This is a genomic window from Stenotrophomonas sp., from assembly GCF_050737075.1.
GTDB lineage: Bacteria > Pseudomonadota > Gammaproteobacteria > Xanthomonadales > Xanthomonadaceae > Stenotrophomonas.
This window is the reverse complement of the sequence record NZ_JBOHXV010000049.1, coordinates 11,829-35,714: the sequence shown is the minus strand read 5'-3', so window position 1 is coordinate 35,714 and position 23,886 is coordinate 11,829. Positions and strand designations below refer to the sequence as shown.

General features: G+C 67.5%; 23 protein-coding genes and 1 tRNA gene. 14 read left to right on the top strand and 10 right to left on the bottom strand.

Annotation, left to right across the window (positions count from 1 at the left end; all coding sequences use genetic code 11):
- Positions 1-67: 67 nt before the first annotated feature.
- The 3 genes from ACREPD_RS12945 to ACREPD_RS12935 all read right to left on the bottom strand — a co-directional run bounded on the left by ACREPD_RS12945 (position 68) and on the right by ACREPD_RS12935 (position 3,005).
- Positions 68-143: transfer RNA gene (locus ACREPD_RS12945), tRNA-Ala, on the bottom strand.
- Positions 144-246: 103 nt separating this feature from the next.
- The gene (locus tag ACREPD_RS12940) at positions 247-2,610 is read right to left on the bottom strand and encodes a heavy metal translocating P-type ATPase (protein ID WP_431599719.1); all 2,364 of its coding nucleotides are present in this window, start codon (positions 2,608-2,610) and stop codon (positions 247-249) included.
- Complete coding sequence (locus ACREPD_RS12935) at positions 2,607-3,005, bottom strand: heavy metal-responsive transcriptional regulator (protein ID WP_431599718.1); 399 nt, start codon at positions 3,003-3,005, stop codon at positions 2,607-2,609. Before ACREPD_RS12935 ends, ACREPD_RS12940 begins: the two co-directional genes overlap by 4 nt.
- Before the next feature lie 217 nt (positions 3,006-3,222).
- On the opposite strand from ACREPD_RS12935, the gene ACREPD_RS12930 reads away from it, so the two are divergent.
- The 8 genes from ACREPD_RS12930 (at position 3,223) to map (ending at position 12,625) form a co-directional block, all read left to right on the top strand.
- A complete protein-coding gene (locus ACREPD_RS12930; protein ID WP_431599717.1) occupies positions 3,223-4,290 on the top strand; it encodes a GlxA family transcriptional regulator in 1,068 nt (355 codons plus the stop codon).
- Positions 4,291-4,358: 68 nt separating this feature from the next.
- The gene (gene dsbG / locus ACREPD_RS12925; protein WP_431599716.1) at positions 4,359-5,180 is read left to right on the top strand and encodes a thiol:disulfide interchange protein DsbG; all 822 of its coding nucleotides are present in this window, start codon (positions 4,359-4,361) and stop codon (positions 5,178-5,180) included.
- Between the two features lie 368 nt (positions 5,181-5,548).
- Complete coding sequence (locus tag ACREPD_RS12920; protein ID WP_431599715.1) at positions 5,549-6,979, top strand: DcaP family trimeric outer membrane transporter; 1,431 nt, start codon at positions 5,549-5,551, stop codon at positions 6,977-6,979.
- 13 nt (positions 6,980-6,992) lie between these two features.
- A complete protein-coding gene (gene adiC, locus ACREPD_RS12915; RefSeq protein ID WP_431599714.1) occupies positions 6,993-8,342 on the top strand; it encodes an arginine/agmatine antiporter in 1,350 nt (449 codons plus the stop codon).
- A 21-nt stretch (positions 8,343-8,363) separates the two neighbouring features.
- Positions 8,364-10,652, top strand: coding sequence for an Orn/Lys/Arg decarboxylase N-terminal domain-containing protein (locus tag ACREPD_RS12910; protein ID WP_431599713.1), 2,289 nt, complete (start codon positions 8,364-8,366; stop codon positions 10,650-10,652).
- A gap of 26 nt (positions 10,653-10,678) precedes the next feature.
- Complete coding sequence (locus ACREPD_RS12905; protein ID WP_431599712.1) at positions 10,679-11,581, top strand: cation diffusion facilitator family transporter; 903 nt, start codon at positions 10,679-10,681, stop codon at positions 11,579-11,581.
- Between the two features lie 64 nt (positions 11,582-11,645).
- The gene (locus tag ACREPD_RS12900) at positions 11,646-11,858 is read left to right on the top strand and encodes a ParD-like family protein (RefSeq protein WP_431599711.1); all 213 of its coding nucleotides are present in this window, start codon (positions 11,646-11,648) and stop codon (positions 11,856-11,858) included.
- Complete coding sequence (gene map / locus ACREPD_RS12895) at positions 11,855-12,625, top strand: type I methionyl aminopeptidase (protein WP_431599710.1); 771 nt, start codon at positions 11,855-11,857, stop codon at positions 12,623-12,625. The genes ACREPD_RS12900 and map overlap by 4 nt, the downstream gene beginning before the upstream one ends.
- A 140-nt stretch (positions 12,626-12,765) precedes the next feature.
- Here the strand turns inward: map and ACREPD_RS12890 are convergent, their stop codons facing one another.
- Together ACREPD_RS12890 and ACREPD_RS12885 are read right to left on the bottom strand one after the other, a co-directional pair.
- Positions 12,766-13,545 (bottom strand): LytR/AlgR family response regulator transcription factor, encoded by a 780-nt coding sequence (locus ACREPD_RS12890; RefSeq protein ID WP_431599709.1) that lies wholly within the window; start codon positions 13,543-13,545, stop codon positions 12,766-12,768.
- Positions 13,542-14,666: a sensor histidine kinase gene (locus ACREPD_RS12885; RefSeq protein ID WP_431599708.1), complete on the bottom strand. Its 1,125-nt coding sequence runs from the start codon at positions 14,664-14,666 to the stop codon at positions 13,542-13,544. Before ACREPD_RS12885 ends, ACREPD_RS12890 begins: the two co-directional genes overlap by 4 nt.
- Before the next feature lie 186 nt (positions 14,667-14,852).
- Here ACREPD_RS12885 and ACREPD_RS12880 point away from each other — a divergent pair, with 186 nt between their 5' ends.
- Complete coding sequence (locus ACREPD_RS12880) at positions 14,853-15,194, top strand: hypothetical protein (RefSeq protein ID WP_431599707.1); 342 nt, start codon at positions 14,853-14,855, stop codon at positions 15,192-15,194.
- Here ACREPD_RS12880 and ACREPD_RS12875 read toward each other — a convergent pair.
- Entirely contained in the window at positions 15,191-16,108 is a 918-nt protein-coding gene (locus ACREPD_RS12875; RefSeq protein WP_431599706.1) for a LysR substrate-binding domain-containing protein, read from the bottom strand. The genes ACREPD_RS12880 and ACREPD_RS12875 overlap by 4 nt on opposite strands.
- A 130-nt stretch (positions 16,109-16,238) precedes the next feature.
- On the opposite strand from ACREPD_RS12875, the gene ACREPD_RS12870 reads away from it, so the two are divergent.
- Complete coding sequence (locus ACREPD_RS12870) at positions 16,239-16,634, top strand: RidA family protein (protein ID WP_431599705.1); 396 nt, start codon at positions 16,239-16,241, stop codon at positions 16,632-16,634.
- Positions 16,635-16,641: 7 nt separating this feature from the next.
- Here the strand turns inward: ACREPD_RS12870 and ACREPD_RS12865 are convergent, their stop codons facing one another.
- From ACREPD_RS12865 to ACREPD_RS12855, 3 genes are read right to left on the bottom strand one after another with little or no spacing between them, the layout of a single operon-like run.
- The gene (locus ACREPD_RS12865) at positions 16,642-18,174 is read right to left on the bottom strand and encodes a TerC family protein (protein WP_431599704.1); all 1,533 of its coding nucleotides are present in this window, start codon (positions 18,172-18,174) and stop codon (positions 16,642-16,644) included.
- A gap of 34 nt (positions 18,175-18,208) precedes the next feature.
- Positions 18,209-18,427 (bottom strand): helix-turn-helix domain-containing protein, encoded by a 219-nt coding sequence (locus ACREPD_RS12860; RefSeq protein ID WP_431599703.1) that lies wholly within the window; start codon positions 18,425-18,427, stop codon positions 18,209-18,211.
- Positions 18,427-18,891 (bottom strand): DUF2975 domain-containing protein, encoded by a 465-nt coding sequence (locus ACREPD_RS12855; RefSeq protein ID WP_431599720.1) that lies wholly within the window; start codon positions 18,889-18,891, stop codon positions 18,427-18,429. The genes ACREPD_RS12860 and ACREPD_RS12855 overlap by 1 nt, the downstream gene beginning before the upstream one ends.
- Before the next feature lie 271 nt (positions 18,892-19,162).
- Between ACREPD_RS12855 and ACREPD_RS12850 the strand changes: the two genes are divergently transcribed.
- The 3 genes from ACREPD_RS12850 (at position 19,163) to ACREPD_RS12840 (ending at position 22,677) form a co-directional block, all read left to right on the top strand.
- Positions 19,163-19,711, top strand: a complete 549-nt coding sequence (locus tag ACREPD_RS12850; RefSeq protein ID WP_431599702.1) for an acyloxyacyl hydrolase — start codon at positions 19,163-19,165, stop codon at positions 19,709-19,711.
- Between the two features lie 138 nt (positions 19,712-19,849).
- Positions 19,850-20,254, top strand: coding sequence for a VOC family protein (locus tag ACREPD_RS12845; protein WP_431599701.1), 405 nt, complete (start codon positions 19,850-19,852; stop codon positions 20,252-20,254).
- A gap of 245 nt (positions 20,255-20,499) precedes the next feature.
- Positions 20,500-22,677 carry a hypothetical protein gene (locus ACREPD_RS12840; RefSeq protein ID WP_431599700.1) on the top strand — a complete coding sequence of 726 codons (2,178 nt, stop codon included), beginning with the start codon at positions 20,500-20,502 and terminating at the stop codon, positions 22,675-22,677.
- Between the two features lie 2 nt (positions 22,678-22,679).
- Here the strand turns inward: ACREPD_RS12840 and ACREPD_RS12835 are convergent, their stop codons facing one another.
- Positions 22,680-22,871, bottom strand: a complete 192-nt coding sequence (locus ACREPD_RS12835) for a hypothetical protein (protein ID WP_431599699.1) — start codon at positions 22,869-22,871, stop codon at positions 22,680-22,682.
- Positions 22,872-22,969: 98 nt separating this feature from the next.
- Between ACREPD_RS12835 and ACREPD_RS12830 the strand changes: the two genes are divergently transcribed.
- Positions 22,970-23,878 carry a LysR substrate-binding domain-containing protein gene (locus tag ACREPD_RS12830; protein WP_431599698.1) on the top strand — a complete coding sequence of 303 codons (909 nt, stop codon included), beginning with the start codon at positions 22,970-22,972 and terminating at the stop codon, positions 23,876-23,878.
- The last annotated feature ends 8 nt before the right edge of the window (positions 23,879-23,886 follow it).

The following is a 23,886-nucleotide window of genomic DNA, read 5'->3' as shown; positions in this document are numbered from 1 at the left end:
AGACGATGGGGACGCACTTAAAGCTTGAATTGTGTTCACTACCTTCCAATCGGCCTAATGATTGGAGTGGTGGAGCCAGGCGGGATCGAACCGCCGACCTCCTGCATGCCATGCAGGCGCTCTCCCAGCTGAGCTATGGCCCCACGTCGTGAGGAGCGAAATCATAGCGACGGTGTTTTCGATTGGCAAGAGAAAATTGCAACAATTTCTTCATCCATTGCTTGAACTGCGTGCCGCGCACAAACGTCATGCATCGGCCAGGCGCTGGTGACGCAGACGCAGTGCGTTGCTGATCACCGATACCGAGCTGAGGCTCATCGCCACCGCCGCCAGCATCGGCGACAACGCGATGCCGAACGGATACAGCACGCCGGCAGCGACAGGTATGCCGAGCCCGTTGTAGAGGAAGGCAAACCCCAGGTTCTGGCGCATGTTGCGCACGCTGGCGGTGGACAGCTGGCGCGCACGCAGAATGCCGCGCAGGTCGCCCTTGACCAGCGTCACCTGGGCGCTGGACATGGCCACATCGGTGCCGTTGCCCATCGCGATGCCGACGTCGGCACTGGCCAGGGCAGGGGCGTCGTTGATGCCGTCGCCGGCCATCGCCACCTTGCGCCCCTGCGACTGCAACGTACGGATCAGCGCGGCCTTGTCGGCCGGGCGCATCTCGCCGTGCACTTCGTCCAGATGGAGTTCGCGCGCCACCGCCGCTGCGGTGGCCTCGCCGTCGCCCGTCGCCATGACGATGCGCAGCCCGTCGCGCTGCAGTTGCGCGATCGCCTCGGCGGTGGATGCCTTGATCGGATCGGCGACGGCGAGCAGGCCGGCCAACGCACCGTCCACCGCGAGATACATCACGCTGGCTGCGGCATGCCGCAGCGTTTCCGAATCTGCCTGCAGTGCGTCGAGCGCGATGCCGTGATCGTGCATCAGCGCAGCGTTGCCGAGCAGCAACGCCTTGCCCGCCACGGTGCCGCGCACGCCCACGCCGGTGAGCGAATCGAATTTGGTCACCGCTGCCAGCGGCCGGCCGCGCCGCCGTGCTTCGGTCACGATGGCCGCCGCCAGCGGGTGCTCGCTGCCCTGGTCCAGGCTCGCGGCCCAATGCAGCACATCGTCCGGGGTGAACGGTGCCACGGCCTGCACGTCGCGGAATGCCGGGCGGCCTTCGGTGAGGGTGCCGGTCTTGTCCACCACCAGCGTGTCGATACCCCGCAGTGACTCGATGGCTTCGGCATCGCGGAACAGCACGCCATGCTGCGCCGCGCGGCCGGTAGCGACCATGATCGTCATCGGCGTCGCCAGCCCCAGGGCGCAGGGACAGGCGATGATCAACACCGCCACCGCACTGAGCACGCCATGCGTCCACGAGGGCGCCGGACCGAACAGGCCCCAAGCGAAGAAGGTCAGCACGGCGATGCCGAGCACGGCCAGCACGAACCAGTAGGCGACCTTGTCGGCCATGCGCTGCATCGGGGCGCGCGAGCGCTGCGCCTGCGCCACCAGCTGCACGATCTGCGACAGCATGCTGTCGTCACCCAGCCGCTCGGCGCGGATCACCAGGCTGCCGGTGCCGTTGAGCGTGGCGCCGATGACCGCATCGCCCACGGTCTTGACCACAGGCACCGGTTCGCCGGTCAGCATCGATTCGTCCACGCTGGAGCGGCCTTCCAGCACGCTGCCGTCCACCGGCACCTTCTCGCCGGGACGCACGCGCAGGCGGTCGCCGGGGTGCAGCGCGGTGATCGCCACGTCTTCCTCCAGGCCATCGTCGCGCAGCACACGCGCCGTCTTGGGCGCCAGGCCCAGCAACGCCTTGATCGCCGCCGAGGTCTGCGCGCGGGCACGCAGCTCCATCAGCTGGCCAAGCAGGGTCAGCGAGATGATCACCGCCGCCGCTTCGAAGTACACCCCGACATGGCCGTGCTGCTGGAACGAGGGCGGGAACAGCGACGGCGCGACGGTGGCCACCACACTGTAGCCGTAGGCGGCCAGCACGCCGGTGCCGATCAGGGTCCACATGTTGGGGCTGCGGTTGCGGATCGACTGGCCCCAGCGCTGCAGGAACGGCCAGCCGGCCCACAGCACCACCGGGGTGGCCAGCGCCAGTTCGATCCAGACCCGCACGTCCGGCGCCAGCCAGTGCAGCAGCGGGGTCATGGCCAGCATCGCCAGCGCCATGGTGGCCACGCTGAGTGGCAGGCTCCACCAGAAGCGACGGCGGAAGTCGGTGAGCTCCGGGTTTTCGCCGTCGTCCAGGCTCGGCATCATCGGTTCCAGCGCCATGCCGCAAATCGGGCAGGTGCCCGGACGGTCCTGCACGATCTCCGGGTCCATCGGGCAGGTGTAGCGGGTGCCGGCCGGCACGGGCTCGGCCACGTGCGCGGCCGGGTGCAGATAGCGCTGCGGGTCGGCGATGAATTTCCGCCGGCAACCGTCGCTGCAGAAGTGGTAGTCCGTATCGTCGTGACGGGCGTGATGCGCCGTGGTGGCCGGATTGACGTCCATGCCGCACACCAGGTCCTTCACCGTTGCCGCATCGTTCGCGCCGTGACTGCCGCAGTAGCTGCCGCCACGCGGTGCGTGGCCGTGCGCGGGGGAGCTGTTCATTGGCGCGGCTCCGTCAGTGCGGCCAGGATCGGGCACTGCTCCAGCCCGCCATGGCCGGGGCAGGCGTCGACCAGCTGTTTCAGCGCGGCATGCATGCGCTGCAGTTCGTCGATGCGCTGCTCGATGTCGCGCAGCTTGTGCACCGCGCTGTCGCGCACCTGTGCCATGTCCTGGCCGCGCTGGTCGCTGAGGTCCAGCAGCTCGCCGATTTCGTCCAGGCTGAAGCCCAGGGCCTTGGCGCGGCGGATGAACTGCAGGCGGGTCAGGTCGCTGTCGCTGAAGACCCGGTAGCCGCCGGCACTGCGCTGGGCGGTGGGCAGCAGGTGCTGGCGCTCGTAGTAGCGCACGGTGTCGATGGGCACGCCGGCCTGGCGTGCGAGTTGTCCGATGTTCATGGCGGTCTCGCGGGGTGCAGGTGGCCAGTGTGAACCCTGGAGTCTGGTCAAGAGTCAAGGGTTTTGACGTTTTCCGGCGTTATGTCGTTACCGGGCCAAAATTACAACTAGTTTCATAGCTGCCACGAAAGGCGCTCCGTACGCTCCATTGGAATTGCCGCCAAGCCTTGACCTCGCAGGGTTTGCCGGTCTCAGCAGCCGTTCCAGGAGCGTTGTCATGGATGCCTCTTCCCCCCCTTCGTTGTCCGCCCTCAAGTCGTCCCCGACCCTGATGGAAGTTGCCGTGCTGGAGTACCCGGGCAGCCTTCGTGCCGCCGCGCCGGTGCTTTCCGAGCTTGCCCAGCGCTGCAACCGTACCGCCGCCGCCGGCAAACGGACCGGTGCGCGCATGCTGGTGACCCGCTGGACGTTGTCCACGCGGGGCCATGGCATGCAGCGCGTGGCGGGGGCCGAACTGTTCGGCGACACCCCGCCCGCGGTGATCGTGGTTCCCGGCAATGAACCCAGCTGGCCGCTGATGCAGCCCGACGAGCGCATGCTGAACTGGATCCGCGACAGCCACGATGCCGGCAGCCTGCTGGCCGGCTGCGAGGAGGGTGGCCTGCTGCTGGCCTCGGCAGGGGTGCTGAGCGGGCGTTCGGTGAGCGTGCCGGACCTGTCGCGGTCCCCGTCGCTGGCCTCGGTGGTTCCCAGCTGGCAGCCCAGCGAGCGTGCGCTGGTGGACGACGGCGACCTGATGACCGCGTCCGGCCCGGACGCGTGGAAATACCTGAGCCTGCGCCTGCTGGCGCGGATCTACGGGCAGAACGTGATGAGCGCGGCGATCCAGCAGCTGCAGCTGGTCATTCCGCGCGGCGTGCAGGAAGACCTGGAGCGCTTCAGCCCCAACTTCGCCCATGGCGACCGCGGCGTTTTGAAGGCGCAGCGCTGGCTGCACCGCATCGCGGCCCGGGGCGTCACCCTGCAGGACATCTGCGAGGCATCCGGGCTGGAGCCGCGCACGCTGCAGCGGCGCTTCCTGAAGGCCACGGGCTTGCGCCCGATCGCGTACTGCCAGCGGCTGCGCATTGCCAAGGCGCAGTTACTGCTGCAGGCCGGTGGCGCTGTCGACGAAGTGTCGTGGACGGTGGGCTACTCCGACCAGAGCGCGTTCCGTCGCCTGTTCCTGCGCATCGTCGGCGTCACCCCGGCGCGCTACCGCCGCCAGATCTTCGCCCAGCGTCGCGAGCGTTCGCGTATGCCGCCCACGCGGCAGGCGTCCGAACCGTTGCGCTCGGCGGCCTGAGCGCTGCACCAGGCGCCGTATCGACTACCCTGTGGTTCGATTGTTGTTCTCGAACCCTAGGAGTTGCCATGTTGCTGAAGACTTCGCCCGTGTTGGGCTCCGTGTTGGCTGCATCGCTGTTGATGGCCGTGGCAGCGTGCAGCCAGGCGCAGACGCCGGCGGCGCCGAAAAGTGCGGCATCTGCCGGCGCAGCCACGCGGCCGGCAGTGTTGCAGGGCATTGAGAAGCAGGGGTTCGAGGTGATCGGCGAGTTCGATGCGCCCGGCGGCCTGCGCGGCTTTGCCGGCGTGGTCGGCGGGCAGCAGCCGGCGGCGGCGTACGTCACCTCCGACGGCAAGAATGTGATGGTGGGCACGCTCTTCAACGAGAAGGGCGAGGATGTCGGCGCAGGGCCGCTGGACAAGCTGGTGGCCAAGCCGATGTCCGACCGGATCTGGTCGCGCCTGGACGGCAGCGCGTGGGTGCGTGACGGGCGTTCGGACGCGCCGCGCGTGGTGTACACCTTCAGCGACGCCAACTGCCCGTACTGCCACCGCTTCTGGGAGGCCGCACGCCCATGGGTGGACAGCGGCAAGGTCCAGCTTCGCCACGTGATGGTTGGCGTGATCCGCGAGGACAGCCCGGCCAAGGCAGCCGCGATCCTCGGTGCGCCCAACCCGAGCGCGGTGTTCCTGCAGAACGAGCATGACTTCAGCAAGGGCGGGATCAAGCCGGCCGCCACGATCACGCCGGCCTTGGCCAACAAGCTCGACGCCAACCAGGTGCTGATGGTGGAACTGGGCTTCCAGGGCACGCCCGGCATCCTATTCCGTGACGCCCACGGCGTCGTGCAGCGCGTGTCCGGCATGCCGCAGGGCGAGGACATGGAAAAGGTGATGGGCCCGCGTTGATCGACGCTGCGCAACACGCGGCGCGCCGGTCAGGGTGTCGCGTGATCTCATCAGTGCGTTACGTGATCTGAATCACGTTCACCACGGCGTTACTGCCAGGGTGTTGCATTTTCGCGTCAACTTCACGGAACACTCACCTCGCGCTTGCTACTCAGGGCGCTGGCACGCGGTTGTCCAGCGCGCCGCCCGGGATGAGGAGGGAATCCCACGCGGGTGAGCTGCCGACGGTAGTACGGCGATAGGAAAGGATCGCCGGATTCGCTGCGGTCGTTGTTCTCCTGCGATGCAGTACCGGGTTGCCGGAAAGGCCCACGCGCAAGCGTGTCGACCCTGAACGGCAGAATCGTCTGCGGTTCAGGGAGGACGTCATGCGTTGCTCTGTAGTGCTGCTGATCGGTGCGATGGCGATGTTCGCCGCACCCGTACACGCGCAGGATTCCGCCGATGCCTTGCGGCAGGACATCCGTACCCTGCGCCAGACCCTGGAAGCGATGGAGCAGCGCCTCGATGCGCTGGAAACGGCCGAGGGCAAGACGCCTGCGCCACGCCCGGCGCTGGCCGCCGTCGCGCCTACCGCCATTGCACCCGCCGCGACACTGACCCAGGCCGTCGGCACCCAGGTGCCCGGCACCGGTCACGCGATCCTGCCACCCCGCGACTCGGTGGCCGACCCCTCGTCGGCGGCTTCGCGCCCCGACAGTGCGGCAGGGCCTACCGACCCGGAATTGAAGGGCTTCCTCGCGATCCCCAATACCGACACGCTGATCCGCATCGGCGGCTACGCCAAGCTTGATGCGATCACCGATGCGCGTGCCGCGGGCGACGAAGACCAGTTCGTGACCTCGTCCATCCCGGTGGGCAGCAGCCACCGCGATGTGTCCAACTTCAACCTGCACGCCAAGCAGACCCGCTTCAGCTTCGAAGCGCGGCGCCCGACCACGCGCGGCAACCTGCGCTTCTACCTGGAGAACGACTTCTTCGGCAGCAGCGACGGCTACCAGTTCCGGTTGCGGCATGCCTACGGCCAGCTCGGCAACACGTACGCCGGCTACGGCTACGCGACCTTCATGGATGCCGACAGCCTGCCCGATACGCTCGACTTTGCCGGGCCCGGCGGGGCCGGCTACCTGCTGGTCGCCGGTATCCACCACAGCTTCGCGATGGGCAAGGGCAACACGCTGACCGTGGCGGCGGAAGATCCCGACGCACAACTGGCCGGCACCACCGACGACACGGTGTCGGCGAACCGGCTGCCCGACGTGACCGTCACCGCGCGCATGGAGCGCGAGTGGGGTCACCTGCAACTCGGCGGCGTGGCACGCAGCCTCGGCTACGACGGCGACCAGCGCGACGACCGGCGCTTCGGTGGCGGCGCGCAGCTCAGTGGCTCGGCCACGGTGGGCGAACAGGACCTGGTGCTGTTCGGCCTGCTGGGCGGCAAGGGCCTCAGCCGCTATACCGCCGACCTGACCGGCTCCGGGCTGGACGCAGTGATCGGGCTGGACGGTCGCCTGCACGCGCTCTCACTGCAGGGCGGCTTCGTTGGCTACACCCACTACTGGTCGCCGCTGTGGCGGTCGAACCTGATCTACGGCCAGCTGACGATGGCGCGCAACGCCGCGCTGGCGGCGGACGCGTTCCGGCAGAGCCGCTACGGCGTCTTCAACCTGATCTGGAGCCCGGCACCGTCATGGACGATGGGCATGGAACTGCTGTACGGGCAGCTTGAACAACAGGATGGGCAACGCGGCGACACGATGCGACTGCAGGGCAGCCTGCAATACAACTTCATCAAGTAGCGGAGAGACCGTCATGGCGCAAGCGAAGAAAATCGGGGTGGTTGGCGCCACCTTCCTGGTGGCCGGCAACATGATGGGCTCGGGCGTGTTCCTGTTGCCCTCCAGCCTGGCCAAGATCGGCACCGCCTCCATCTGGGGCTGGCTGGTGACCACCGCCGGCGCGCTGCTGCTGGCGTTCGTGTTCGCCAAACTGGGCAAGCTGGCGCCCAAGGCCGGCGGTCCCTATGCCTACGCGCGCGACTGGTTCGGGCCGTACATGGGCTTCCAGACCAACACCATCTACTGGTTCGCCAACTGGATCGGCAACGTGGCCATCCCGATCGCGGCGGTGGGCTACTTCAGCTACTTCTTCCCCATCCTGTCCCAGCCGTTGCCACGCTGCATCGCGGTGCTGGCACTGGTGTGGGCGCTGAGCTTCGCCAACGTGATCGGCCCGGCGTTCGTCAGCCGGGTACAGACGGTGACCACCAGCTTCGCGCTGGTGCCGATCCTGGGCATCGCCATCTTCGGCTGGTTCTTCTTCGACCCGACCATCTTCAAGGGCGCCTACAACGTGTCAGGCGAATCCAACTTCGGTGCGATCTCCAGCGCGGCCGCGCTGACGCTGTGGGCCTTCATCGGTGTGGAATCGGCATCGGTCACCGCCGGCGTGGTCGAGAACCCGGAGAAGAACGTGGCGCGCGCCACCCTGGCCGGCGTGTTCCTGGCGGCCGTGGCCTACATCGCCAGCTCGTCGGTAATCATGGGCATGGTGCCAAATGGTGACCTGCAGGTGTCCGACGCACCGTTCGCGTTGGCGGCGGCCAATGCGGTCGGCGGCTGGGGCGGGGCGCTGGTCAGCCTGTGCGCGTTCGTCGGCGCCGCCGGTTCGCTGGGTGGCTGGATCCTGCTGACCGCGCAGAGCGCCAAGGCCGCGTCCGACGACGGCTTGTTCCCGGGCATCTTCAGCAAGACCAACAAGGACGACGTGCCGGTGAAGGGCGTGCTGATCGTGGCGGTGCTGATGACCCTGGCGGTGCTGGTGACCTCCACCTCGGAAACCGCCTCGGCGCAGTTCGACGTGATCACCTCGGCGGCGGTGGTGCTGACCCTGCTGCCGTACATCTATTCCTGCGTGGCCTGCTACTTCGTGGTCGAGCGTTCGCACACCCTGGTGCATACCGGCGCCTTCTGGTTCCTGACCAGCATCACCGTCGTGTATTGCCTGTGGGCCATCTTCGGCTCCTCCGGCAGCATCGTGCAGTACGCCTTCCTGTTCGTGCTGTTCATCACCGTGTTCTACCCGTTCTTCAGCGAGGAGCGCCGCCGCCAGCGTGGCCAGCTGCCGCCGCTGGGCACCGCCGGCAGCACGACGCTTTCGTGACCTTCCCCCAGGAGAAATGCTGTGTACTTCAAGTCTCTGGATTACCCGGTCATCGTCATCGATGCCGACTACGAATCGCCGCGCATCGGCGGCATCCTGATCCGTGCGCTGGTCGAGGAGCTGCGCGCCAGCGAGCAGCGCGTGCTGTGCGGGCTCACCCTGGCCGACGCGCAGGCCGGCGCCCGCACCTATGTGGCGGCCTCGGCGGTGCTGATCTCCATCGATGGCACCGAGGACGAGCCCGGTGAGTTCCAGCGTCTGCTGGGCTTCCTGCGCGAACAGAGCGCGCGCCGCGCTGGCCTGCCGGTGTTCCTGTACGGCGAGCGCCGCACCATCGAAAAGGTGCCCAGCAAGCTGCTCAAGTACATCCACGGCTACATCTTCCTGTTCGAGGACACCAAGAGCTTCATCTCCCGCCAGGTGATGCGCGCGGCCGAGGACTACATGCGGCAACTGCTGCCGCCGTTCTTCAAGGCGCTGATCCACCACACCGCCGAATCCAACTATTCGTGGCACACGCCGGGCCACGCCGGCGGGGTGGCCTTCACCAAGTCGCCGGTGGGACGCGCCTTCCATCAGTTCTATGGCGAGAACACGCTGCGCAGCGATCTTTCCATCTCGGTGCCGGAGCTGGGCTCGCTGCTCGACCACAGCGGGCCCATCAAGGAAGCCGAGGACGAAGCGGCGCGCAACTTCGGCGCCGACCACACCTTCTTCGTCACCAACGGCACCTCCACCGCCAACAAGATCGTCTGGCATGGCACGGTGGGCCGTGGCGACGTGGTGTTCGTCGACCGCAACTGCCACAAGTCGCTGCTGCATTCGCTGATCATGACCGGCGGCGTGCCGGTGTACTTCACCCCCAGCCGCAACGCGCACGGCATCATCGGGCCGATCAGCCTGGACCAGTTCACGCCCGAGGCCCTGCAGCAGGCCATCGCCGCCAATCCGCTGGCGAGCAGGGCGTTCCGCGCCGGCTCCAAGCCGCGCATCGCGGTGGTGACCAACTCCACCTATGACGGGCTGTGCTACAACGCCGAGAAGATCGCCGATGAAATCGGCAGCGCGGTGGACTTCCTGCACTTCGATGAGGCGTGGTACGCGTATGCCGCGTTCCATCCGTTCTATGAGAACCACTACGGCATGGCCAAGGGTAAGCCGCGTGGCCAGGACGCGATCATCTTCACCACCCATTCCACCCACAAGCTGCTGGCCGCGTTCTCGCAGGCCTCGATGATCCATGTGCGCAACGCGGCCACGCGCACGCTGGATGCCGAGCGCTTCAACGAGGCGTTCATGATGCACACCACCACCAGCCCGCACTACGGCGTGATCGCGGCCTGCGACGTGGCCTCGAAGATGATGGAAGGCGCGGCCGGCGAGTCGCTGGTGCAGGAGATGCACGACGAGGCGATCGCGTTCCGCCGCGCCATGCTGCACGTGCGCGAGGACCTGGGCCGCGACGACTGGTGGTTCAGCGTATGGCAGCCGGACAAACTGGAGCGCTCGCTGGCCAAGGGCGATGCGCCCGCGCCGATGGTGGCCAAGCGGGCGGAGTGGTATCTGCAGCCGGATGCGCACTGGCATGGCTTCGACGGCCTGGTCGAGGACTACGTGCTGATCGATCCGATCAAGGTGACCCTGCTCACGCCGGGGCTGTCCATCGATGGGGATCTCGGTGAGCTGGGAATTCCCGCGGCCGTGCTCAGCAAGTTCCTGTGGACGCGCGGGATCACGGTGGAGAAGACCAACCTGTACTCGGTGCTGTTCCTGTTCTCGATGGGCATCACCAAGGGCAAGTGGAGCACGCTGGTCACCGAACTGATGGCCTTCAAGGAGCTGTTCGACAGCAATGCACCGCTGACCCGCGCGTTGCCAACGTTGGCCGCCGACTACCCGGTCGCCTACGCGGGCTGGGGACTGCGCGACCTGTGCAGCGCGTTGCACGGGTTCAACCGCGAGTTTGCAGTGGCCCAGGTGATGCGCGCGATGTACGTGGACCTGCCCGAACCGGTGATGACCCCGGCCGAGGCCTACGATCATCTCGTTCGAGGGCAGATCGAACGGGTCGACATCGAGGCGGTCAGCGGACGCATTGCCGGCACCATGCTGGTGCCGTACCCGCCCGGCATTCCGACCATCATGCCCGGCGAGCGTTTTGGCGCGGCCGACGAGCCGATCATCCAGTCGCTGCGCATCGCCCGCGAGCAGAACGCACGCTTCCCGGGCTTCGAGTCGGACGTGCACGGGCTTATCATCGACCGTGACGGCGACGTGCCGAGCTACAAGGTGGAGGTGCTGAAGACCTGAGTCATGACCGGGGTCTTCGGCAGGTGATGGAGACAACACGCGAACAGCGGGTCCTGAAATTCTCGATCGGGGTAACGGTGGCGGTCAGCGCCACCGGCTTCACCGGTGGCCTGCTGGTGGGGTCGCAGGCGATCCTGTTCGACGGGGTGTACAGCCTGGTCGACGTCGCCTTGACGCTGGTGGCCCTGGCCGTGCTGCGGCTGCTGGGGCGCGAGGGCAGTTCGCGGTTCCAGTACGGCTACTGGCATCTGGAGCCGATGGTGGAGGCGCTCGGGGGAGCGATCCTGGCGCTGGCCTGCATCTACGCGGTGGCTAATTCCATCATCGGGCTCACCACCGGCGGCCACGCGGTCCAGGCCGGACCGGCGTTGATGTGGGCCAGCCTGCTGTGCGTGAGCAACCTGGGCATGGCCGCGTTCGTACGCACCCGCGCGATCCGGCTGCAGTCGGCGCTGTTGTGGCTGGACGTACGCGCCTGGCTGCTGAGCGGGATGATGAGCCTGGCGGTGGTGCTGGCCTTCGTGATCGCACTGATGCTGCGCGGCGGCGAGCACGAACACTGGATTCCCTATCTGGATCCGCTGGTGCTGGCGCTGATCAGCATCGCGGTGCTGCCGGTGCCGCTGCGGGGCGCCTGGAAGGCGATGCGCGAAGTGCTGCAGGTGGCGCCCGACAGCCTGGACGCGCGCGTGCAGACGGTGATGAAGCAGTTCGTGGCCGAGCATGGCTACCTGGACTTCACCAGCCACGTAGCCAAGATGGGGCGCATGCGCTTTGTCGAGATCCATATCCTGACCCATCCGGATACCGTGATCGGCACCATCGGCAATGTGGACGCGCTGCGCGACGAGATCGCCGAACGACTCGACGCGCGTGGCAGCGAGTTCTGGCTGACCATCGACTTCACGGCGGACCCGGCCTGGACCTGAGCGGGGTTGGTTGGGAATATACGAATCGTATATGATATGTATATTCCGTATTCAGGGCTTTGCCATGGGCATCGTCAATATCGACGACGAACTGCACGACAACCTGCGCCGCGCCAGCGGCGTTTCCGGGCGCTCGATCAATGCGAAGGCCGGTTTCTGGATCAAGGTCGGCATGCTGTGCGAGATGAATCCCGGCATGAGCTACCAGGAGATCGTGAACCGCGAACTGCGGGCGGCCGGGGTGGATCCGGGCGCGCTGCGGGTGGCGGTGGCGTGATCAAGACCGTTGAAGAGCAGGCGCTGATGCGGGCGTCCGGACGATTGCTCGCCTCGGTGTTCGAGGCACTGGACCGCCTGCCGCTGGAGGGCATGAGCACGCTGCAGGTGAACGACTGGGTGGAGCGCTTCATCGTCGATGAGCTGCACGCGCGACCGGCCAGCAAGGGGCAGTACGGCTTCGCCTACGTGCTCAACAGTTCCGTGGACAACGTGGTCTGCCACGGGGTTCCTTCCGCTGACGAAATACTGCGCGCCGGCAGCATCGTGAACCTGGACATCACCCTGGAGAAGAACGGCTACATCGCCGATTCCAGCAAGATGTACCTGATCGGCGAGGTCGACTTCCAGGCCAAACGCCTGGTGCGGGTGACCCGCGACGCGATGTGGAAAGGCATCGCGGTGGTGCGGCCGGGTGCAACGCTGGGCGATATCGGCTTTGCCATCCAGCAGCATGCCAAGGCGCATGGCTACAGCGTGGTCCGCGAGTTCTGCGGGCATGGCATTGGCCGCGAGATGCACGAAGAACCGCAGGTGCTGCACTACGGCAAGCGCGGCGCCGGGGAGGTGCTGGAAGAAGGGATGACCTTCACCATCGAACCGATGATCAACCAGGGCCGCGCGGCGATCGACATGAGCGAGGACGGCTGGACCGTCACCACCCGCGACGGCAAGCTCTCGGCGCAGAGCGAGCACACCGTGCTGGTCACCGCCGATGGGGTGGAGGTGCTGACCCTGCGCGCCGACGAGCGCACCACAACACGGTAGAGCCACGCCGCGCCCCATGACCGACGGGCGCCGGTTCGATGAACGCATCGCCATGCGCGCGGAACCCTACGCTACGACGGGACGTGATTCATGCGTGGCTGCAGACCCACCGAAGATAGGCAGCCGGGCAGAGCCCGGCGCTACGGCGTGGTGCGCGTGGACACCAGCTTGAGGAACGCCTCGTTCTGGTAGCGGCTCATACGCAACTGCTGGCCGGTATCCAGCGTGACCACGTGGTGGCCGTTGAACCACGGGTGGATCGCCTTGACCCGGCGGATGTTGACGATGGCCGACCGGTGCACCCGGGCGAAGTGGCGCGGATCGAGCCGGGCGGCGAGGGCGGCCATGGTGCCGCGGTGTTCATGCATGCCACCGGCGAGGTGGATCTCCACCGTGTTGCGGGCGGCCTTGATCCACACGATGTCGTCCACGTCGATGAGGACCACGTGCTCGTCCACGCGTACCGGAATGCGCTGCAGAACCTCATCGCGCTGGCGCAGCGCCTCCAGCGCCTGCAGGAGCTGCGCCGAGGCCTGCGCGCTGGTACCGCCCGCGCTCGACAGCCGCTGCTTGGCACGCTGCAGCGTGGCGGCGAAGCGTTCGCGGCTGAAGGGCTTCACCAGGTAGTCCACGGCATTGGCCTCGAAGGCCTTCACCGCATATTGCTCGTAGGCGGTCACGAACACGGTGGCCGGCATGCGCTCGGCGCCGATGGTGGCCACCACGTCCAGGCCGGTGATCGCCGGCATCTGGATGTCGAGGAAGACCAGGTCCGGCGACTGCGCGCGGATCGCGGCAACCGCCGACACGCCATCGCCGCATTCGCCGAGCAGTTCAAGCTCGGGGTCCTCGGCGAGCAGGCGCACGATCGCGCGCCGCGCGATCGGCTCGTCGTCCACCACCAGCACGCCGATGCTCATGCCGGTGTCACCACCGCGCCGAACTCGGGCGATTCATCGTCGGATTCGAGCGCGCGGAACGGCAGGCGCACGCGGCAGACCACGCCCTCGGGCCAGATCATGTCGAGCCGCACGTCGGCGTTGTCGCCATACAGCTCCTTCAGGCGCAGGCGGGTATTGGACATGCCGATGCCGTGCCCGTCCGGCGCAGCGGACTCCGGTGCCAGCGTGCTGTTGCGGTTGCGTACTTCGATGCACAGTACGTCGCCCTCGCGCCGGGTCTCGATCTCGATCACGTCGCTGCCCACGCGCTGGCCGATGCCGTGGCGCACCGCGTTTTCCACCAACGGCTGCAGCAACAGGCTGGGCACCGCGCAGTCCAGGGTGTCGGAGGCGATATAGGTGCGGGTGGTGAGGCGGTCCTTGAAGCGCACGCGCTGGATGCCGAGATACAGCTCGATCAGGTCCAGTTCCTGGCGCAGCGGAATCTCCTGGCCGTCGTAATCCTCCAGGAACGCGCGCAGCAGCTCGCTCAGGCGCAGCAGCATCTGCTCGGCCGACAGGGTGTCCTCGTCGAGCAGGGTAATGATGGCGTGCAACGTGTTGAACAGGAAATGCGGCTGCAGCTGCGATTTCAGTGCGAGCAGCCGTGACTGTGCCAGTTCGGTGGCCAGGCGGCTCGCTTCCACCTCGCGGCGCGCCTTCTCGGCATGGAAGTGCAGTGCCTGCTGGATCGCGAACAGGGCCCAGTAGGTGAGCATGCCGGTGGCGAAGTGCTGGGCGATGAAGTACCACAGCTGTTCGAAGAACCCGCTGGGCTCGAACAGGGTGGAGGCCAGCGCGCCAATGACCATCGCCGCGGAGGTGACGGCGAGGCTGGCCAGCACCTGGGCCCCGAGTCCGCGAAAGCGCCGGGAGGGGTTCATCGGATGCCGCTCGGCGAGCCGGAATACCAGCGGCGCCAGCGCGGCCCAGGTGTACCACTGGATCATCGCCCAGCGCAGGTGATCGATGAACGGCCAGCTCGGGCCATGCAGCCCATCGCTGAGCGAACGCTGGATGGCGAAGACGAGCACGACCGCCGTCCACAGGACGAGGTAGCGGGAGAGGCTGATCGAGGTGCTGCCAAGGCGAACGTTCATGGCCGGTATCCGGAGCGCCCGGCACGGCGGGGCAGGGCCATCTTAGGCGCGTGGCAGGGCGCGGAGAAGCGCCATGAGGGCCCATTACGATTGGTCCCGCCACGGCGACGATTCGTCCCGGATCGGTGGCGGCCCCACGCGGCAGGGCGCGTGATGCAGGCAACCTCAACTGCCGGAGCCGTTGCCATGAAGCTGATTCGTCCTGCCCTGATCGCCGCGCTGCTGTGTGCCACCACCGCCCAGGCGGAAGAGGCGCGCTACCTCTCCCTGATCAACCGAGCGCATGACAGCGTGGTCGCCGTCGCGGTGGCCCCCGCCGGCGAGGCGACGTTCGAACCGCGCGCCATCGACATGCTGGCCGGCGGCGGCGACACCACCACCGTGCGTCTGGCCGATAGCGGCTGCCGTTTCGACCTGCGCCTGCAGTTCCGCAACGGCCGCACGGCAATCTATCGCGATGTGGATGTGTGCACCGGCGACGCGCTGGTGATCGCGCCGCTGCCGCGCCGCAACGCGACGCAGGGTTAGCGCCCGATCACCGGCACGTGCTCGGCCATCAATGCTGCCACCCAATCGACGAACGCGCGCAGCTTGGCGCTGACGTGGCGGTTGGGGCGGAACGCGATGTGCAGCGGCATGGGCGCCACCTGCCAGTCGGTGAGGACCCGCAGCAGTTCACCGCGCTGCGCATGCGCGGCGGCCACATAATCGGGCAGCCACAGCACGCCCAGCCCGGCCACGCCGGCTTCAAGATACGCGTTGCCGTCGTCGACGGTCAGCACGTGGTGGCCGTTGGCGGTGAGGGTTTCCGCGCCACGATGCAGCGTGTACGGCATCGCACCTGCGCGGCGCGAGCCGCGGTAGCCGACGATGCGATGCGGCGGCGCTTCCAGCGCCTTGGGATGCTCAGGCACGCCCACGGTGTCCAGGTACCGCGGCGCGGCGTAGAGGCCGGCCTGGAGGTCCCCGATGTGGCGCGCGACCAGCGAGGTGTCGGCAATCACGCCGCCACGGATCACGCAGTCCACGTTTTCGTCGATCAGGTCCACGTTTCGGTCGCTGACTCCCAGATCGAGCTGGATGTCCGGGTACTGCGCATGGAAGCCGGGCAGGGCAGGCACCAGCAGGAAGCGCGCCAGCGGCGCCGGCACATCCACCCGCAGCCGGCCGCGTGGGCTGGCCGCGAAGCTGGACAGACTGGTTTCGGCATCGTCCAGCGCGGCCAGCAGGCGGGCGACGTGTTCGTAGTAGGCCGCGCCGTCGGCCGTGACGTTGACCTGGCGCGTGGTGCGGTTGAGCAGGCGCACGCGCAGCCGTGCCTCCAACTGCTGCACCAGCTGGGTCACGGTGGTACGGCTCATGTGCAGGGTCTGCGCGGCCCTGGTGAAGCTGCCGGTCTCCACGACCCGGGCGAAGGCCTGCATGGCATCGAACCGGTCCATCTGCACTCCTGCGGGGAATTGTTTGCATTCTACAAACAGTGATGGTCAGTCGCGGTCGTTTATCAAGGGCCGGCGCGGCGCTTACCGTGACGGCATCACATCACTGGGCCACCGGCCCCTGGAGACTGCAATGACCACCCGTGACGTCGTTTTTCCCCCCGGCCGGCAGGACCTGTACCAGCGCTACCGCTATTCCCCGGCCGTGCGCGCCAACGGCCTGCTGTTCGTGTCCGGCCAGGTCGGCAGCCGTGAGGACGGCTCGCCGGAACCCGGGCTGGAGGCGCAGGTGCATCGCCTGTTCGAGAACCTCAATGCGGTTCTCGCCGCGGCCGGGTGCACCTTCGCCGACGTGGTCGATGTGACGGTCTTCATGATCGACCCCGACCGCATCCTGGAACGGGTCTGGGCGATCGTGCCCGAATACTGGGGCGAGGCGCCGCACCCGACGCTGACCGCGGTAGGCGTGACCTGGCTGAGCGGCTTCGACGTGGAGTTCAAGGTCGTGGCCAAGCTGCCCCCGCAGTAAGACAGGCTCAGGGCATCGCGTGGACCCGCAGCCGGGTGATCCGGCGGCGGTCCATGGCCTGCACCTCCAGGCGGTAACCGGCGTGCTCGACCGCATCACCTTCGACCGGCAGCCGATCCAGGTGCTGCAACACCAGCCCGGCCAGCGTCTGGTAGCCGCGCTGGCGCGGCAGCGCAATGCCCGCCAAGCGCTGCAGGTCGTCCAGCGTGAGCGCGCCGTCGGCTTCCCACCTGCCGTCGCTGATCGCCTCGATGCCGTAGCGCGCGTCCTGGGTGTCGGCCAGGTCGCCTGCGATGGCCGCCAGCAGGTCGTTGGCGGTGACCAGGCCCTCGACCGAACCGTATTCGTCGACGGCCACCGCCACGGGCACCGGGTGCTCGCGGATGATCTCCAGCGCCTGCAGCACGCTCGCATTGGACATCACGTAGGCGGGCGCGCGCAGGCTTTCGCGCAGTTGCAACGGCTTGCCCTGCAGCACGCCGGCCAGCAGGTCGCGGCTCTGCACGATGCCCAGCACCTGGTCCAGATCGCGTTCGGCCACCAGCATGCGCGTGTGCGGCGATGCCACCAGGCGTTCCATGGCATGTTCCGGGCCGCGGCTGAGGTCGATCCATTCCACATCCGCACGCACGGTCATCACGCTGGACACCGGGCGTTCGGCCAGACCGAGCACGCTGCGGATCATGTCCTGCTCGGCCGGTTCCAGGCGCTCTTCGTCGGTACCCGCGTCGTGCGCATCATCGCCATCACGCTGTTGCGCCGGGGAGGCGCCAAGCATGCGCAGCACGGCGTCGGCGGTGCGCTGGCGGAACGGCACGCGCTGTTCATTGCGCTCGCGATTGAAGCGCACCCACTGGTTGAACGCCTCCACCAGGATCGAGAAGGCGATCGCCGCGTACAGGTAGCCCTTCGGAATCTTGAAGCCCAGGCCCTCGGCGACCAGGCTGAAGCCGATCATCAGCAGGAAGCCCAGGCACAGCACCACCACCGTGGGGTGGCGGTTGACGAAGCGGGTGAGGGGCTTGCTGGCCAGCATTATCACTGCCATCGCAATCGTCACCGCGGCGTACATCACGCCGAGGTTGTCGACCATGCCGACGGCGGTGATCACCGAATCGAGCGAGAACACCGCGTCGAGCACCACGATCTGCGCCACCACGGTGGCGAAGCCGGCGTAGACCTTGGCCCCGCCTTCATTGTGCTCGCGGCCTTCCAGGCGCTCGTGCAGCTCCATGGTGCCCTTGAACAACAGGAACAGGCCGCCGCCGAGCAGGATGAGGTCGCGTCCCGAGAAGCTGTGGCCGAACAGGTCCAGCAGCGGCTCGGTGAGCTTCATGATCCAGGCCAGCGCCGCCAGCAGCACCAGCCGCATCAGCAGGGCCAGCCCCAGGCCGATCAGGCGGGCGCGGTCGCGCTGGTGCGGGGGTAGCTTGTCGGCAAGGATCGCAATGAACACCAGGTTGTCGATGCCCAGGACGATTTCGAGCACCACCAGGGTTGCAAGCCCCATCCAGATGTTGGGGTCAGCCAGCCAGTCCATTACAGGTCTTCTCTTCGGTTACGAAAGGGGGGCGTTACGGGGCGACGCTGTCGGGGTCATGCGCCAGCAGGTCGCCGGGCTGGCACTGCAGTTCGCGGCAGATGGCATCCAGCGTGGAGAAGCGGATGGCCTTGGCCTTGCCGGTCTTGAGGATCGACAGGTTGGCCAGGGTGATGTCCACCCGGACGGCCAGCTCGGACAGGGTCATGCCGCGCTTGAGCAGCATCTGGTCCAGGGTGATGACCACCGCCATCAGACCAGGCCGTCGAGGTCGTCGCGCATCGCGGCACCCGCGTCGAACACGCGCGCCATCACGAACAGCATCAGCACGGCGATGAGGCCGGTGATGGACATGCCGCCGCCCACTTCCATCCATGCAAAGCCCGGCCCCATCCAGCTGGCGTGCAGGCCGATCGCGATGGACAGCAGTTCCATGCCCAGCATCAGCCAGGCCATGCGGCGCAGGCGCACGGCGTGGCCGTGGGCGAACGGGTGGCCCCCCAGGACGGCGCGGACGAAGCGCGCCAGATGACGCAGGAACACCAGGCCGGTGGTCAGCAGCACGATGATTGCCAGCAGGCCCAGCGCGAAGTGGGCGAACAGGTGCGTGGCCTGTGCGTGCGCGGCATCGACCGCGGCGGCCTGCAGCAGCCAGCTGCGGTCGAAATACACCACGGGCAGGGCGCAGAGCGCGGCCAGGATGCCGATCCAGCACACCCCCATGACGGCGCGGATGGCGATGTGGGTGAACTGGGTGATGTCGCCCGACGGGGAGTGTCGGTCGGTACTGCGTGCCACGGTGCCTCCGGAATGGACGGCCGCCAATGGCCGTCTATTTATTGATAAACGATAAGGCGGGCTGCTGTCCAGTGGTGGCGGTGTCTTCGTCTGAGGCGTGAAGATCCGATTAACATAAAATTGACATAAACATGAATGCGCGGCAAAGTGGCGCCGCCCAGATGGGCAGACCACTTTTGGAAGGATCTGAATGAAGAAGTACGTGACCCTGGCCGCCGCCATCGCGCTGGCCACCCTGTCGACCGATGCCATGGCCGGCCACGCCTTTGTCCGCGGCGAGCTGGGCAGCAGCGACACCGAAGTCCGCGTCGGCGGCTACCGCGCCAGCGAGTCCGATACCGCAGCCGTACTCGGCGGCGGCTACTGGTTCACGCCGAACATTGGCGTCGAAGGCCATGTCGGCTCGCTCTACAACAAGGACCTGGGCTACGACGAGCAGCTGGACCTGGTCTCGATCGGCGTGGGTCTGGTGGCCAAGAAGAACTTTGGCGCCGACAACACCGGTTTCTTCGTCGGCGCCCGCGCCGGCATCGCGCGCATGACCGCGCAGGTGCGCGAAGACGACTTCGACGTGATTGACGACGAGAGCTCGACCAAGCCGTACTACGGCGTGAACCTGGGCTACGACTTCAACCGCCGTTGGGGCCTGAGCCTGAACTACGACCGCCGCCAGGCCGATTTCAACGGCGTGGACGTGGACGTGGATACGATCAGCCTCGGCGGTGAGTTCCGCTTCTGATCGCGCTGCTATGTTGAGCCGTCAACGGCAGGCCGGGATACCGGCCTGCCGTTTTCATTTCTGCGCCCATGCGCATACGATCGGCCACATCCAGCCCGCGGCGGCCCGCCGGGGCATCACGCACGTGGGGAGATCGCGATGGCAAAGGTGACCGGAATCGGTGGGATCTTCTTCAAGAGTCGCGGCGACCGTGCCGCGTTGGCCGCGTGGTACCAGCAGCACCTGGGCATGACGCTGGAAGACTTCGGGGGTGCGGTGCTGCGCTGGCCCGACGACACCGCCAACGACGGCGGGCTCACGGTCTGGGCCCTGGCCGAACCTGACAGCCAGTGGTTCAGTCCCAGCGACGCGCCCTTCATGGTCAATTACCGGGTGGACGATCTGGACGGGTTGCTGGCGAACCTGCGCCAGGCCGAGGTGACCATCGTCAGCGGGCCCGAGACGCACGAGAACGGGTCCTTCGCCTGGATACTCGATCCGGACGGCAACAAGCTCGAGCTGTGGCAGCCGACCGCCTGGGACCCGGAGCGCCGCGCCGGGTAACGCCACGCCCTGACACCGTTCACGCGGCCGCGCCGGGCAATTGCTGTAGAGCCACGCCCTGCGTGGCTGAAGCGTCGGGATCGCCTGCCGGCACAAGCATTCACACAGCCACGCCGGAGCATTGCTGTAGAGCCACGCCCTGCGTGGCTGAAGCGTCGGGATCGCCTGCCGGCACAAGCATTCACACGGTCACACCGGGGCATTGCCGATAGTGAGCGCGTCTTCGTGCTTCGTCACCTATCCACATGCCCCTGATTCCCGAGCGCGTCCGGCGCTGGCCCCGGCCATGGCGCGTGGCGTTGCTGTCGTTGCTTGCGCTGTATGCGCTGTACCTCGTGGCCGGCAACGTGTTCCTCAACACGCCGTTGTTCGATGCGGTCACCAACCGCAAACCTGAAAAGTTCACGATGCAGACCGGCGCGGCCCTGACCCTGTTGCCGGGCCATGCGGTGGTCTGGAACATCCGCATGCGCGGGCAGGCCAACCATACCGTGTATATCTTCCGTGCCGACCGGGCCAGCGCCTGGATCTCGCTGACGGCGCTGTTCCGGCGCGAAGTACGCATTCCGCGGATCGACGCCAGCGGCGTGGAATCGGAAGTGGAGCGTGTCGAGCAGGCGATTCCGCCGCCGCCGCGCAGCGATCGCGGCTGGACCCTGCACTTCGATGCGATCCACAGCGACAGCATCCGCAGCGGGCGCTTCGGCAAGCTGCTGGTGGTCGGGCAGGGCAGCGGCACGGTCGGTTTCCTCAAGCAGCTGCGCGGCGGGCCGTCGGAGCTGTTCGATTCCACCGCCGGTTTCGAGCAGGCCACGGTCAGCTACGACGGCGTCAACGTCATCGACGATGCGCATCTGGCCGCGCGCTTCCACTACCCGCGGCACTATCGCGACGACGCGCCCGGCCTGCGAAAGTTCGGCATTCTGTGGGCGCAGTTGCAGGTGGATGCGCGCAGCCAGGCGATCAACATCGATACCGCCGGTCCGCACGTCAAGGTAGGCAGTGTGCCGGCCGAGGCGCGGCTGAAGGCCGACGTGGTGATGGACCGCGGCGTGCTGCAGCCCGGCAGCCGGGTGGTCTGGCGGGTGCCGGTGCATGCCGGCGTGCACGCCCCCGACCGTGGCCTGCTGTCGCTGCAGCTGGACGTGGCGCAGGACATGCGGGTGCAGGCGCGGCTGCCACGCGACCCGGAAACCGGCAGCGAACTGCACGCCGACCTGCGCGTGACCGGGCGCAGGATTCCGTTCGAGGCACCGGCCGAGCTGCTGCCGCGCCTGTCCGGCCAGGTGCGTGGCGCGTGGAAGTTCGAGTCGTTGAACTGGATTTCGGACCTGTTCGTGCGCAAGCCGTGGTTCCACCTGGACGGCGGTGGGTTGCTGGAGGGCGATCTGCGCATCGCCGACGGCCAGCTGGCGCCGGGCAGCACGTTGAATGTGCCGAAGGTGGCCGCGGTGGCCGAGGTGGCCGGCGTGCGCATGCTGGGCGAGGCGCGGGCGGTGGGACGGATCGTGGATGGGGCGCCGCCGCAGGCCGAGCTGCAGGTGGATATTCCGCAGTTCCGTGCGGCGCCGACGGACGCACCCAAGGCGTTGCTGTTCGATGGCAAGGCGATGGCGCTGACCCTGCGCGGTGACGCGCGGCTGCAGCAGCTGCGCGACGGCATGCGCGCGCGCCTGCATTTCGACAACGCCCGGGTGCCGGACCTCACCGCCTACAACCGCTATGTGGGCAATGACAGCATGCGGCTGCTGGGCGGCACCGGGCTGCTCAGTGGCGACGTCACGCTGGATAGTGCCGGGCAGGTCGGGCAGGGGCGGGCAGACCTGCGCGGCACCGGCGCACGCATGCAGGTAGCCGGCATGGCCCTGCGTGGTGACGCACAGGTAAAAGCACGCGTGCAGCGCGCCGACTTCGACAGCCGCCAGTTCGATCTGGGCGGCACCACCTTCAGCCTGCGCAATGTGCAGGTGGGCGATGACACGGCGAAGGCGGGCTGGTGGGGCGAGGCGACCTTGCGCAGTGGGCATATCGATGCGCAGGCGCCGTTCCAGGTGGACGCACGGGCCGACCTGCGGCTGCGCGATGCCGGGCCGCTGCTCGGCGTGTTCGCACAGCGCAGCGAATACCCGCGCTGGGTGCTGGGCCTGCTCGATTCGGGCGAGGTGCAGGCCAGCGGGCACCTGCGCTGGCGCCGCGAACACCTGGTGGTGGATGACCTGACAGCGGAGAACGCGCGGCTGTCGCTGCGCGCGCGGCTCGATATGGAGCAGGCGCAGCGCCGCGGCGACCTGTACCTGCGCTGGGGGCTGCTCGGCGCCGGCATCGAGATGGACGGCGGCAAGCGCAGCTGGCACCTGGCCGGCGCGCGCGAATGGTACGAGGGGCGGCCGCGGCTGCTGCCGGACGCCAGCCCGGCCCCCTAGGCTCAGGAAACGGCGGCGCCGTGCCGGCACGTGTCGCCGTCCACACACCGAACGTGATTCTGTTGCGTGGCAGCGACATCGATCGCCGGCACCTCGGTCTCCAACGCCTCCTCTGCCGGCTCCGCCAGCCGCCGCGCCAACCCTGCATCGGCGATATGACCCTGCAGGAACAACAAGCCAGCGTAGATGTTCATGACCGTCCTCCACTTGAGTGGAATTGACGATAGGGGCAGGATGGGCAACGAAAAAGCGATCGTTTTGCAACCCTCACTTGAACTGGATTCAAGTCATCATGTCCCGGATCCCGCTTCAGCCGCTGCAGAATTTCGTCGCCGCCGCCCGCATGGGCAACCTGACCCGCGCGGCCGAATCACTGAACCTGACGGTCAGCGCGCTCAGCCACCAGATGCGCCAGCTGGAGCAGCGCCTGGGCTATGCGTTGTTGCAGCGGCAGCCGCGCGGCGTGCGGGTGACGCCGGAGGGGCAGCGCCTGCTGGAGCAGGTGGGGCCGCACCTGGATGCCATCGCACAGGCGCTGCAGCCGTTCGCGGCGCGGCACGACCGGGTGCTGACGGTGAGTGCGCTCCCGTCGATGGCGTCCAATTGGCTGGTGCCACGGCTGGGTTCGTTCGTGGCCGCGCAGCCGCAGATCGAGTTCAACCTGGAGTCCAGCGAGCGCCTGACCGATTTCGAGCGGCAACTGCAGGTGGATGCCGCGCTGCGGGTCGGGGCCGGGCAGTGGACCGGCCTGCATGCCGAGCCGCTGTTCGACGAGTGGTTGATGCCGATGGCCAGCCCGTCGCTGGTGGAACGCATGGGCGGGGTGGGCGCGCGGCCGTTGTCGCAGTGGCCGCTGTTGGGCGATCCCGATGGGGAATGGCACCGCTGGTTCGCGCTGGTTGGCGATACGGCGCCGGCGCGGTATGTGGCGATGCTCAATGATTCCGAGGCGCACCACCGTGCGGCGCTGGATGGGTTCGGCGTGGCGCTGGGGCGGGTGACGCGGGCGCGGCTGCTGCTGGATTCGGGGCAGTTGATCGCGCTGTCGCCGCACCGCCTGAAGACGCGTTGGTCGCATTGGCTGGTGTATCCGCCGCGCTCGTCAACGCATCAGGGGTTCCTGGCGTTTCGTGAGTGGTTGCATGCGCAGGCGGTGGAGCATGCGAAGCATATGGAGGCGTTGGTGGCGCCGTCGGGGTAACGGCGCGT